Raw genomic sequence first — 13,668 nt, 5'->3', positions numbered from 1 at the left:
GTTGTCTTCAATATCCGAAATCTCCCAAGATTCACCTATACTTTTTTGATTGTATTTTTATTTAGTATTGTTTTTAACTTATTCCCACCCTATATTCGGTAACAGTAATTGGGTTCACATTATAAAGGAAATAATTCCATATTTTAATTTCAAAGTTGTGATGTTTATTTCAAAAATCCACTTGCAAAAAGTTTAGCCATTCCATTTATATAATCATAACCGTTTTTAATGCCATCTTCTAAATTTTTGGCATGGTTTAAAACAGCGTCCTTATAATCTATACCAAAACGCTTTGCTGTTTTATCATCCAAATCAATAGCACCACAAAAAGCGGCTACTTTGATGTTAAAAGCTTTCGCCGATTCTAAAACACCTTGGATTGTTTTACCTGATAGTGTTTGAGAATCCAACTTACCTTCGCCAGTAATAATCCAATCGGCGCCTTTTATTTTTTCATCAAAAGCCACTAAACTTTTTACCAAATCAATTCCAGATTTTAATTCAGCATTTAAAAATACTGATGTGCCAGCTCCCATACCTCCTGCTGCACCAGCACCTTTTATATTCTGAACATCCATAACAAATTGCCTTTTAAACAGTTTTGCGATATTTTTAAGCCCTTTATCTAATTCTTTTATTTCAACTTCTGATGCTCCTTTTTGAGGCGCGTACACAAATGCGGCACCATCTTTTCCGTATAACGGATTTGTTACGTCACAGGCAACTTTAAAATTAACAGATTTTAAGGCACCTATGGCATAACTGGTATTAATCATCCTTATTTTCGATAAATTCTTCCCGATAGGTTTTAGTTCCTTACCACGCGCATCTTCAAATCTATAACCTAATGCAGTTGCCATACCAATCCCACAATCATTGGTAGCGCTACCGCCAATTCCTAAAATAATGGTTGTAGCACCTTTATTGATAGCATCCAATATCAACTCTCCAGTGCCTAAAGTGGTGGTATAAAAACAATTTTGCTCTTCAGGCTTTAAAAGATACATTCCTGAAGCTTCCGCCATTTCAATAAAAGCGGTTTTTGTAGCGTCCATATAAAGATAGGAGGCTTCAATTTCTCTAAATAACGGGTCATTCACCTTAACTTTAAGACGTTTCCCTTTTAAATGGTATTCTAAAATTTGAATCGTGCCGTCGCCACCATCGGCCAATGGTAACTTTATGAATTCTGTAGACGGCAAAATCTCTTTAAAACCTTTTTCTACGGCATCACAAAATTGCATTCCTGTTAAAGAACCTTTGAACTTATCTGGCGCGAGAACAATCTTCATTTTTAAATTGAATTAGATATTTAACTAAAAATAGTTGGTATGAAATAACTGAATATCAGAATAGCTATAAAAAAGACCACCAAAATATAGACTTCTTTTACCATAAAATCTTCTTTCTTAATGGCGACATTAAAATTAGAAATCTCTTTTACTTCAACATTTTTGGTAAAAGCACTTACCACATAGGCCACAACCAACGAGATAATCACTCCGGTAACATTTAACCATATCCAAAAAATGTGAATCCCCAAATCTATATTGAATATTTGTTGCATGGTTTTGGACAAAATCAGATTAACAACTACAGCCGAAATGATACCAGCATTCATCCCAATATGATTGACTTTTTTTGAAAAGAAAGCAAGAACAAAGGTCACCAATACAGGACCGTAAAATACCGAACTCACCGCGTTTATGATTTCAATAACTGCACTCTTACTGCCACCAAATAAAAACGCACTCGCTATACAAACAACGCCCCAAAATACTACGGAACCTTTTGAAATAAACATGTATTTCTTGTTGCTCAACTTTACTTTTCCTCTGTTAAAGATGTCTTCAACAGTGACTGCTGACAGCGAATTTACGGTGGAGCTCAACGACGACATGGCTGCCGAAAGAATACCAACCATTAAAATTCCTATCAGTCCGTGAGGTAAATATTTTATGATGAAAACCGGCAACATTAAATCTACTTTCATCCCTGTTATTGCATACTCTTCAGGAAAATATTTTTGTGTGGTCAGTGAAATTTCATTTAAAAAATCTGGCGCAATGGAAACCAAGCCACCAATAACCAGTCCCATAGTACAGTAAATCAATACCACTGGGAAACGAAGTAATCCGTTTGCCAATAATAATTGACGGATGGTTTTTTCGTTTTTAGCAGATAACATGCGTTGTGCTTGGGTTTGGTCGCAGCCATAGTAGGAAGCATATAAAAACAAACCACCCAAAAGCATAGGTAATATGCCATATTCGTTGCCTTCACCAATTCCTAAATTATAATCTATCACTTTTAAACGTTCCGGGTCAAAACCTTGTGGCAACCCACCGTGTTCTTGCAACAAATTCCATCCATAATACAAACAAATAATCAGGCCTGCAAAAAGTACAATCATCTGAATGGCATCTCCATAAACAACAGCTTTCATTCCTCCTTGCCAAGAATAAACGATTGTTATAATAGAGATAATCAAAATGGTATAAACAAAATCGATATCTAAAACGGCCTGGAGAATAATAGCAACTGCATATACCATCACTCCCGTAGCCAACGCACGACTTATTTGAAAAACTATGCTTAACACCAAACGCGTGGAAGCGTGAAAGCGTTTTTCTACAAACTCATAAATACTCACGACACCCGACTTGAATAAGGGCGGAATGATGACAATCATGATAAAAATCATCGCTAACGGAACAGCAAACTCAAAGCTGAGCCATTTCATGCCTCCTCCCACTTTAAGGCCAACAAACGCGGGTGCTGAAATAAAACTGATGGCCGACAATTGGGTAGCCATAGTAGAAAGGCTTAACGGAAACCAACTCATGCTTTTTCCGCCTAAAAAATAATCTTTGGAATCTTTGTTGTCTTTAAAGAAAAAGCCCATTCCCAAAAAGAACCCGATATAAAGAATTACAATACTATAGTCAAGCCAATTCATAATTTATAAGTTTTAGTGGTTGTCTTGCAACATATCAATCAATAATGCAGCACTCCATGAGAAATCATTGCCTCCATAACCTGTATTTCCATTTTTGTACTCCTCTTTTCGAGAGTCGAAATACTCATAAAAACCTGCTTTTTCAATGATTTCAATAGTGTCTTTTTTTACACGTTGTGCAATATCAACATATCCATAATTTTTTAAACCATAATAAAGTATCCAGTTAAGGTTCACCCAAACTGGACCACGCCAATACTTTTTTGGATTGAAGCGTTCACTTGTCGGGTCAAAAGATGCACAAAGATATTGATCGTCATTCCCGAATTTTTCCATCATGACATTAACCAAGGATGCCGCTTGTTCTTTACTAGGAATGTTGGCAAACAACGGTGAAAATGATGATGACGAAATGTGTCTTAATGGTTTTTCATTTCTTAAGTCATAATGAATATAAACACCTAAATCCTTATCAAACAATTTTTCGTTAAAACTCTTAATAGCTTTATCCTGCCACTCTTTAAGTTGCTGGATTTTATCTTCATTATTACCAATAAGTTGATATAAATCTATCAAACTTTGATTGGATTTTATCAGCATGGTATTAAAAAGTGGGTCTTGTACCAAAAAAGGCGACAATTCCGCTATTTTTTCGTCCCGATACTGATGTGCCTTAGCAATATCTATAATGTGTAAGTAGTGATCGTATTCTCTTTTTGAAGGTCGTTGTGAAGCATCAACATGTGACGTATCTCTTCTAACAAAACTGTATTCTGGTGGATCCATGGTCGACCAAATATCATCCCAAATAGGTGAATTGTCTGTGCCAGATTCCCAGTTATGGTAAATATAAACGAGCCCTTCATTTTTTGGATCCCTATTTTCATAGAAATATTTATGGTTAAAGTAAACCTTATCAATAACTCCTTCTATAAATTTTAAAGTTGCTTTTTTATCTTTACTTATCCTATACATATCCTGCAACACAAAACCTGTAACAGGAGGTTGTGTCATACCTGTAGATTTGTATTTTTTAGAAGCTTGCGAACTCAAATCCGACTGATGAAAATCGGGACCAGGGAAATACGAATCAGTCTCGGTATGAAATATAATGTGTGGAATAAATCCGTTATCCCATTGAGAATCCAACAGTGTTTCTATTTCTTTTTCAGCTTTAGGCATATCAAAATGCGCAAAACCGATGGCTATAAAACCTGAATCCCAAAACCATTGAAAGGGATATAAATTCGCGCAGGGCACACTGAAGCCATCTTTCCAGTTTTTATTTAAAACGCTTTTTGCTTTATTTTGTAATTTTTCCATCTATAAAAATTTTATATAAAACTCACCAGTCATGCTCTGTTGTGAGTGATGAGTTTAATTGCTAATCAACTATAAAAACACTTAAAAATTAAAAGTTGCATTTAGGAATACTCGCGTAGGAAGAATAGGTCGTCCAACAAAATATTCTTCCTCTGTCTGGCTATTGTTAAGTCTTGGAGATCCTTCCGTGATGCCTTCTGAATTAAATAAATTGTAAACTTGGGCTCCCAATCTCAACGTTTCTCCAGTCTCTGCTACTAGAAATGTATACCCAAGATTTAAATTTGCAATCCCAATGGCATCCAATTCAATACTGTTTGAATCATTAGTGAATTTCTTTCCAGTGTAATTATAAACAAAGCTTCCATCAAAAGTAGAGTTGTCAAAATCAAGCCCTAAATTTCCCAAAATTTTAGGCTGTCTTCCCAACTCATTACCCTCAAAATCCGGATTGCTGTCAGATTTCGTAATCTCATGGTCTTGATAGGTCAATGAACCTTGTAAGGCAAAGTTTTCTGCAAACTTATATTTCCAAGTAGTTTCAATACCTATAGTTTTTGTGTTTTGAATATCTACTTCTTCAATAAAACCACCACCAGGAGCATTAATGAAGGTTACGTTTCTTCTATCATTAAGTGTAACCCCATAGACGGCTGCTGTTCCAGAAAATTTACCTTGACCATACTTAACACCTGCTTCAAACTGGTTTATTTTCTCTGTATCATAGGCATTTGGATTTCCTAAACCATCAAACTTTACACTTCTTAATTCTGGAAAAAAATAACCTCTTGAAAAGTTTCCGTAAGCACTCAAGTTATCATTTACTTTATAAAGAGCAGCGGCTGCAAAGGCAAAGCCAGTTGCAGAAACGTGGCCTCTAGTCCAGCTTCCATTTCCCCATCTTACATTATCCAAATTTGCAATTCCTATATTATCAACTAAATAGGATTCGGACCCTTCAACTTCTATATCACCAGAAGCCCTTTCATAACGTACGCCTACATCAAGATTCCAACGATCAAGTTTGATCTCATCGGTTAAGAATAAGGCAATTTTGTTACTCGATATATTCTTGTTTGAATAGCTTGTCCCTCTATTGGTAACCCCATTTTTGGAATATCCTGAAACTTCTACTAAATCAGGATTATCATTGTATTCACTTAAATAATTAGTAACCACATTAAAATCTCCTGCACTTGATCTGGACATGAATGTTCCTAATGTAATGGTATGGGCATTCTTTATTTTGGTCATTTTAATATCCGCAACCAACTCTTGCAAGGGTCTATTTCTGTCCAAAATCCTGTTTTCAAATACTAGTGCATTTGCAGGTAATGGTTGACCATTCAGTAATGTAAAGTCCCCTGAAGTTAACGCTCTGGCGTCTAAATATTCCTGTTGGCTTTCTACCACTTTTGCTCCAGAAACACCGCTGCCATCCAAAAACAAATTAAATTGGTGCTGATATCTTGAGTACCTTAGTTTAGCATCGAGTTTTAGATCATCAGCAAAATTGTGCTTGAAATTTGTTAAAAAGTAACCCCCTTTCGTTGCCACGCCATCCTCAATTGAAGACTGATAGATGCCATTTGGTGTTTTATATGAAATATCAGATGCTGCTGAAGTTTGTAGGGTATAGATGGTTTCGCCATCATTTCCCGTAGGACGATCTCTCGAACCCCCTTTTAACGGATAGGGTAAAAAGAATTGGACATTATCATCAATAAATTGTCCAGACATAGTTATTGTGCCATTTTTGGTCACTTGTTTTATGTTACCTCGCAACTGAAAGCCTTCTGTTGGTAGTCCCGTTTTAATTGGGCCATCATCATATCTATAAAAACCAGATAGCGCATAAAACGTATTGGAGTTTTCGCCTCCCAAAGGTCCACTAGTCAAAAAATCTGCTTTATATCTTGAATTGGAAGCTACTTCAGTTTTTATGATGTTTTTTGGTTGACTGTTTCCTGTAACACTGGTATAGTTAATAATACCGGCAACTGAACCCACACCGTACAATATTGAAGAACCTCCTCTAACAAATTCTAAACTTTTAATTCCTAAATCGTTTCTAAAATATACATCATGTGCAGACGAGTTTAAACCAAATGTTGCTAAAACAGGCATTCCGTCAATCTGTAGTGGATTAAACTGATATTGGCCACCTGAAGGCAATCCTCTAACAAATATATTTGAGGCCACCTCGCCACCACCACCTTCGGCAGTAATACCAGGAACACTCATCAAAATATCTGCTTGACTACTGGTATTTGTTTGTGATAACTGTTTTGCTCCAATAGAAGTAATTGAAAGTGGTGTCTCTTTTTGAGAACGTGTGGAAGATGTTGCAGTTAAGACAACTTCATCTAAAGTGTTTCCACCTTCCTTTAAAGTAATCTGTAAGACAATTTTAGTTCCACTTAAAATAATTTTTTGAGTACGAGTTTCATATCCTACATAAGATATTTGTAGGATTTGCTCTCCTTCAAGCTCTGATGTAAAACTAAAATTGCCATCAAAATCTGAATTAGCACCTTCGGCGCTCCCCATTATTAGGACATTTGCTCCTGCTATAGGTACACCTGCATTGTCCTTTACCGTCCCTGATATTTCGGTTTGTGCAAAAATTGCAGAAACGCTAAATACACTAATAAGCATTAAGATAATTTGTTTCATAATATTAAGAATTAGTTAACTTTTGACCAATTAAGTAATAAGTATGCAGTAAATATGCTTAAATTTTAGGATATTTGTACGCAAACGTTTGCGGTAACGTTTGCAATTTAAGTTAAGTATGAAAAAAGATGTCACCACCCTAAAAAAAATAGCTGAATCTCTAAATCTTTCAATTTCAACAGTTTCTAGAGCTTTGAATGACCATCAAGATATTAGTAGCCAGACTAAAGAAAAAGTAAAAAAATTGGCCAAGGAAATGAATTACATCCCAAATATTTTCGCAAAAGGATTTCGACAACATCGGTCTAATATCATAGGCGTTGTGGTTTCAAATGTCACACATCATTATACAACCACCATCATAAGAGGGATTCTTGAAGAAGCCGCGGCACGAGGTTATAGGGTGATTATTTCTGAATCCAATAATGATATTGAAAAACAAACGGAGATGTTAAATACCATGATTCAATTTGGAGTCGATGGAATTTTGCTTTCCCTTTCAAAACTGACCCGGGATGTTGACAATGTTTTAAGGACATTAAATAGAATTCCACTTATTTTATTTGATAAGGTTTCCAGCAAAATTCCGTGTACCCAGGTAGTCATCAATGATGAAGAAGCAGCGTTTGATGCGGTTGAACATTTAATAAATATTGGTAAGAAACGAATTGCTATTATTAAGGAATTTGAGTTTTCATATAATTCAGAAAAGCGGTTTGCTGGATATTTAAAAGCTCTTAAGCAACACAACATACCTCTCGATGAAAAAATTGTGTTGAGTTGTGAAGACATTAATTTGGAAGAAGGGAAAAGAATGACCAATATTCTATTGAGCTTAAAAGAACGCCCAGATGCCATTTTCTGCATAACCGACACAGCTGCGATTGGTTGTATTAAGGTTTTAAAAAAATTCAATGTTAGAATTCCAGAAGAAATCGCCGTTGTAGGTTTTAGCAATAATGCAAATTCAACAATTATCGAGCCTCAACTGACCACTATCGACCAGCCTGGTAACCGCATTGGCAAAACTGCAGTACATTATTTAATTGAAGAAATCGATACACCAAATAACGTCGTAACGAGTAAAACCATTGAAATTAAAACCAATCTCATTATCAGAGACTCTACGTATAAAGTTTAAATATGTATCTACATAGTTATTTGAATTCTTTATTAGATATTATTTTGGGCTAATTATGAATGTTTTTAAGTTCTTCAAAATTTAGTGGGTGCTTCAAAGCCGAAATTTAGTGCCTATTGTTAAAATATTTAATTATTTCCAATGCCGATTTATGTGGCCTTCCTGCAGCCCTATCAAAATCTGAATTGACATCGTTCGCACCTGATTTAATCCCCTAGTAGAAGCCCGCTATTATCGTCTCCATAAAATCTCCCAATTCTTTTTTCTTTCTGTGGCATAATGTTCAACTGAAATCGAACTATAAACAAGACTGATGTTATAGACTTGGTTGATATATTCTGTAAGTTGGGTTTAGGGAATAGGGTCGCCTACAAGATTATAGACTTGGCCATTATGTTTTTCTTCTATTAGTATTTTGGCGTAAGCAACTCCCAATTCTTCTCTACTTGTGTAGGTGCATTTTCCATCGCCTGCACAATTTCTGATTTCGCCTTCTTTTAGATACGTATCTATATACTCCAAATCCGGTTCAATGTATATGCCGTTTCTTCCAATGCACCAATTGAGACCTGAATTTTGCACATCCTTTTCCGTTTGGCGATTGGATTGCACAACAGGGCTAAAGGCATTTTTTTCTTCATCCCCAACAATACTGGTATAAACTATTTTTTTAACGCCGTTGCTTTTTGCAGCTTCAATAACATTTCTGTGCTGCTGAATTCTCTTTTGAGGTTCAGCCATGCCCGAAACCAAAAGAACAGCATCAATATCTTGTAAAGCTTTGTCAAAATCTTGACGATTATCATAGTCTGCTTTTCTAATTTCAATGCCCAGATGCTTTGCGTTTTCAGGTGTGCGTGCTATGCCTACGACATTGTCTTTGCCGATTTCTTTGATCAGCTCTTTTACGATTGTTGACCCTAACTGTCCACTTGCGGATGTTACTGCTATTTTCATAATCTGATTTATAAATTTTAAAAAGAATCGAGTTTAGTTATTTAATCAAGCCTCATCTGTTACAAAAGGCTCAATTAAATCCCATAAATTAGATGAACCCTTCATCATCAATCATATTTGTTGGGCTCAATATGAATAAGCACCTCCCCTAAATTCGGAATTTTATTTTGTAAATAGTCTTTTAGCTTATGTGATATATGATGTCCCGTTTTTACAGGAATCTCTCCATTAACAATGGCGTGCAAATCAACGTGAAATTTCATTCCAGATTTCCGTATCAAACACTTCTCCGTTCCTAAAACCCCCGGCACTTCCATGGACCTGGCTCTAATTTCCAGTATTAGGTCATCATAAAGCTGTTCGTCCATAATTTCACCCAATGCAGGTCTTAAGATCAAATAGCTGTTGTATAAAATAAAGGCGGATGCAAAAAGCGCTGCCCAGTCATCAGCATTTTCATATCCCTCTCCGAATATGAGGGCAATCGAGATTCCTATAAAAGCCATTACAGAAGTAATTGCATCGCTCCGGTGATGCCAAGCATCCGCTTTAAGTGAGGAGCTATTGGTTTGTCTGCTTTTCCGAATAACCACTTGAAAAGAGATCTCTTTCCATATAATTATCAACCCTAAAACAATCAGGGTCCAAGATTTTGGGGTCTGATGTGGTGTTTGAATATTTTCAATACTCGTTGAAGCGATTATTGTAGCCGAGATTACCAAAAATGCGACAACTCCAAACGTAATTAAGGGTTCAATCTTCCCGTGTCCGTAAGGATGGTTTTCGTCTGCAGGTCGTTTGGCATATTTAAAGCCCAATAAAACTAATAATGAAGCCAATATATCCGTCGTAGATTCTATCGCATCTGCAATTAAAGCGTACGAGTTTCCAAAAAAACCTGCAAGACCTTTTATCAGGGCTAAAACAGTATTTCCAATTATACTGAAATAAGTGGTTCGTATTGCAGTTTGTTCGTTACTCATTTCGTTTTTATTAGGATACACCCTACTGGAGGTTCGATTGCACATTTTAGATCCATACAAACTCTTTGCATGGTGATTGATATTTTATTAACGTTACCCTTCAAACTCTTCGCAATATGATGAAGGAATAAATGTACCCCACCCACTCTGCTGATACATCAAAGAGGGCGCTAAACCCCATCATGATTGAACACAGCTTTTTTGGAAAATGATTAATTTAAGTTTAAAAAATAATAAAAGATAAATTTAAAGGATTTCGCAGTAAAGCATAGCGATCTGGAGATTTTTATTAATAAGGTCTAACACGTATCAATCAATTGTTATAAAGGGTGTCAAAAACGGCAAGGACAACAAAAGCACATCTCTAAGATAAAAATGATTAAATCATTTATTGGTTAGCCTGATTCTTCAATCGTTTCATAAGCGCAATATTTTTTTGCTTTCCTTCTTTCAGAACGGTTTTACCAAAATCCGTATGATATGTATGCTCCATCAGAAATTCCAAATTCAGTTGATACCATTCTTCATCCGTAAATACCAAATCCATATAATTTGCCCATTCAGTTCTTAACAGGTCGTTTTTAAAAATGTAGTTCGTACTTGCCAGATGAAACAAATCGGCATCACAGATAATACATTGCAGAAGTGTTTTTGGATCTTGAGGCATTTTAGTTGCTTGAATGCACTTTAGGATGTGTTCCGTCTTTTTCTTTGGATAGTTGGTTTCGTGTAAATATGATTTAGCATTATTAGCACTTATACTTTCATGACCTATATAAGTTTCAGACATTCCTGTATCATGGAACAATGCCGCAATTTTCAATATCTCCTGTTCTGCTTCATTTAGTTTTTCATAACCACCCATTAACATCACGTTCTCAAAAACTTCTATGGTATGTTTAATCCCATGAAACGGTAAGGCTTTGCACCTACTTTTTCGTAAAATCTCAAGACAATAATCTTTCACATTGTTTACATCCAAAGCACTCATAATCTGTTCGTTTTGAAGTTCTATTGTTTCCATTTTAAAATTTATATTTAAAACCAATTAGATAATCACCTCCGCCACTTTTAAAGGACAATTCAAGATGTTCCTTTTGATAAGGTGTGGTAAATAAGTAGGTACTTCCCACTCCCACTACTATCCCTCCAAGAATATCCCACCCATCATGTCTATCATCTATACCTTCAATTCGCGTATATGCCACTAATCCAGCAACAGCATATGCAGGGATTCCATATTCCCAACCATAGCGACGTTGCAAAAAGGATGCTCCTGAAAAGGAGACTGCGGTATGGCCTGAAGGGAACGCTTTGCCGTCTGTACTTCCATCTGGTCTAGGTTTATTGATGGCATATTTCAAAACATAGGTTAGCCCTAATGTAGCTCCATAAGATTTTGTAAATTGCCAAAAACCCATTTTATCTTTTTTAGCGAAGATTACAATCAATGCTGTTAGTGCAGGAGCATGTTGTGCATAATCTCCAAAATTCTGATAGGTTGTTTCTCTTCTAATTTCTAAAGGAGTATGAATTTCTTGTGAGAAACCAATAATTGGAACGATGCAGATGAATAGACAAAATAGTGTTTTCATTTAAAATTATAATTTAACTGGAAAGAGCAGAACTTAAAATTTAGGTTTCAGCCAAATAGATTTTTATTTCCTTATAGGGTGCGACACGGACCCGTGATTGCCAACGTATCACCATTTTCTTGAATATTTACAAATATCGTATTGCCCGAGGGAGAAAAAACTACGCCTGCAAATTCAGAACTTGAGCTTTTGTTACAAGCAAAGACACTTATGGAACCATTTTGATTTATTAATAAAATTCTATTCAATTCCCCATTGTCTTCGCATACCAGTAGATTACCATTAGGCGTGATTGTCAAGTTGTCGCACATATGCAACACATTCCTATCTTCGGATTCCACAAAAAGTTCCAATTTACCAGAAATTGATTTTTGGGACTCCCTTCCTTCATCGGGCGACAATCTGTATCTAAAAATCTGGCCTAAATGTGCATCACCTCCATTAGTACACGCAAAATAGAGCTCTTTCTTGCCAAACCAAATACCTTCACCTCTTGCAAAACGGGCTGCTCCACTATTAAAACCGCGATATCTTAAATCATCATCAGGTGATAAAACGTTGTCTATATCAAGCCATTCTACATCCAAAATATCATTAACTTTTATTACGGGTTCATCCCAATTTCTTGTATCCAATGCTTTCCTGCTTTTGACAGCTAAAACTTGAAGTTTTCCACCTCGATGCAATTCTTCTTGAACATTAGGAACATATCTATAAAATAGTCCGTCATGTCTATCTTCAGTCAGGTAAACTATACCTGAAATAGGATCAACAGCCACAGCTTCATGTTGAAATCTACCCATACCTAATATTGGTTTAGGATCAGATAAGCCCTTTTCCAGAGCGCTGATTTCAAAAACAAAACCGTGATCTTTTACAATATTATTACCAATTCTTGTCACATCTTCTTCACAACTCAACCAACTTTTCCATGGCGTAATTCCACCTGCACAATTGCGGTAAGTTCCCGCCAGACTTAAATGTTGATGCTCCAACTTTCTAGTGATTTCATTATAGATAAGTGTTGTAGTCCCCCCCAGACCAGGCATAATCATATTTCCAGAATCATATAAACTGCTGGTGTCTATAGTATCCAACAATTCATTATCAATTCCGTATGGACTATTCGAAAAAGGTTCTGGACTATTTTCGTGATTTCTCACTATGATTACTTCATCTGTATTTTTACCTTCAAATGTTCCCATTCCATCCGGACGACCAGGAACGTAGAAACCATCATTCATTTGATCTCCAGATTTTGAAATAATCTCATAAGTAAATCCCTCAGGTAAATCCAGATATTCCTTCAGGTCTAGAATTAGATTATTGGAATTTGCACTTTGTCCAAATGAATTATCAAAACGACAGCGCGTTAATGCCAACAGTCCTATTGAGGTTAAAAACGTGTTTTTAATAAAGGTTCTTCTTCCGTTCGCCATATTTAGTTATATTTAAAATTTGTACTTAAAATTGAGTAAATAATAGTGCTTATTATTAAAAGCAAGTTCTGTGTGTTCTTACTGATACTCTGCTCTAAAGAGCGGAGTGCTTCCCATCCAATGACCCAACCTTCCAAAATTTCCTTACCGTCATGTTTATGGGCATCTATATTACTAAAAGTCGTAAACCCTGAAAAGGCATTAATAGCAAATACTATATTTAAAACCATACCGTTTGTAGATGAATCATGCAGATTGAAAAAATGTAATGTAGAAGTATGTCCGGCAGGACATGCATTAGCGCCGTGGTTAAAAGATAGTGGGTTGTTAATCCCTACTTTTAGGCTATAGATAATTGATTGGTTGAGTAGAAAACCTTTGGTAAACTGGAATGTTTGCTGACCATTCCCTTTAGACAATGTAAAGGAATGTGCGGCTGCAGGAACCTCAATCAATCCTATATTTGCAGCAGTTTCAATACTCGTTTTTTGCGCGCTTACTTTTTGAAATTTAAAAAAGGAAGTAATGCTGTCATCGGTAAAAAAAAAATGTTTACTCATAGAGTTAGTGTGTAGAATAAATTAAATTGAAGTAT

Annotated in this window: 11 protein-coding genes; 1 reads left to right on the top strand and 10 read right to left on the bottom strand. The window is 35.9% G+C overall.

Annotation, left to right across the window (positions count from 1 at the left end; genetic code table 11):
* Positions 1–164 precede the first annotated feature (164 nt).
* The 4 genes from JEM65_RS18145 to JEM65_RS18130 form a co-directional block, all read right to left on the bottom strand.
* Positions 165–1,292: a glycerate kinase gene (locus JEM65_RS18145; protein ID WP_199602733.1), complete on the bottom strand. Its 1,128-nt coding sequence runs from the start codon at positions 1,290–1,292 to the stop codon at positions 165–167.
* 20 nt (positions 1,293–1,312) lie between these two features.
* Complete coding sequence (locus JEM65_RS18140; RefSeq protein WP_199602731.1) at positions 1,313–2,959, bottom strand: sodium:solute symporter family transporter; 1,647 nt, start codon at positions 2,957–2,959, stop codon at positions 1,313–1,315.
* Positions 2,960–2,971: 12 nt separating this feature from the next.
* Positions 2,972–4,282 (bottom strand): amylo-alpha-1,6-glucosidase, encoded by a 1,311-nt coding sequence (locus JEM65_RS18135; RefSeq protein WP_199602729.1) that lies wholly within the window; start codon positions 4,280–4,282, stop codon positions 2,972–2,974.
* 81 nt (positions 4,283–4,363) lie between these two features.
* Complete coding sequence (locus JEM65_RS18130) at positions 4,364–6,958, bottom strand: TonB-dependent receptor (protein WP_199602727.1); 2,595 nt, start codon at positions 6,956–6,958, stop codon at positions 4,364–4,366.
* Between the two features lie 118 nt (positions 6,959–7,076).
* Between JEM65_RS18130 and JEM65_RS18125 the strand changes: the two genes are divergently transcribed.
* Positions 7,077–8,099 carry a LacI family DNA-binding transcriptional regulator gene (locus JEM65_RS18125; protein WP_199602725.1) on the top strand — a complete coding sequence of 341 codons (1,023 nt, stop codon included), beginning with the start codon at positions 7,077–7,079 and terminating at the stop codon, positions 8,097–8,099.
* 351 nt (positions 8,100–8,450) lie between these two features.
* On the opposite strand, the gene JEM65_RS18120 is transcribed toward JEM65_RS18125, so the two are convergent.
* The 6 genes from JEM65_RS18120 to JEM65_RS18095 all read right to left on the bottom strand — a co-directional run bounded on the left by JEM65_RS18120 (position 8,451) and on the right by JEM65_RS18095 (position 13,633).
* On the bottom strand, positions 8,451–9,056 hold the full coding sequence (locus JEM65_RS18120) for an NAD(P)H-binding protein (protein WP_233530728.1): 606 nt from the start codon (positions 9,054–9,056) through the stop codon (positions 8,451–8,453).
* 107 nt (positions 9,057–9,163) lie between these two features.
* A complete protein-coding gene (locus JEM65_RS18115) occupies positions 9,164–10,039 on the bottom strand; it encodes a cation diffusion facilitator family transporter (protein WP_199602723.1) in 876 nt (291 codons plus the stop codon).
* Between the two features lie 388 nt (positions 10,040–10,427).
* On the bottom strand, positions 10,428–11,063 hold the full coding sequence (locus JEM65_RS18110; protein ID WP_199602721.1) for an HD domain-containing protein: 636 nt from the start codon (positions 11,061–11,063) through the stop codon (positions 10,428–10,430).
* A 1-nt stretch (position 11,064) separates the two neighbouring features.
* Positions 11,065–11,634, bottom strand: a complete 570-nt coding sequence (locus JEM65_RS18105; protein WP_199602719.1) for a phosphatase PAP2 family protein — start codon at positions 11,632–11,634, stop codon at positions 11,065–11,067.
* A 71-nt stretch (positions 11,635–11,705) separates the two neighbouring features.
* Positions 11,706–13,073, bottom strand: coding sequence for an alkaline phosphatase PhoX (locus JEM65_RS18100; RefSeq protein WP_199602717.1), 1,368 nt, complete (start codon positions 13,071–13,073; stop codon positions 11,706–11,708).
* A gap of 2 nt (positions 13,074–13,075) precedes the next feature.
* Positions 13,076–13,633, bottom strand: a complete 558-nt coding sequence (locus JEM65_RS18095) for a hypothetical protein (RefSeq protein ID WP_199602715.1) — start codon at positions 13,631–13,633, stop codon at positions 13,076–13,078.
* Positions 13,634–13,668 lie beyond the last annotated feature (35 nt).

Source organism: Gelidibacter salicanalis (assembly GCF_016469035.1).
In the GTDB taxonomy this organism is placed as follows: domain Bacteria; phylum Bacteroidota; class Bacteroidia; order Flavobacteriales; family Flavobacteriaceae; genus Gelidibacter; species Gelidibacter salicanalis_A.
This window is presented reverse-complemented; position numbering and strand designations above follow the sequence as displayed.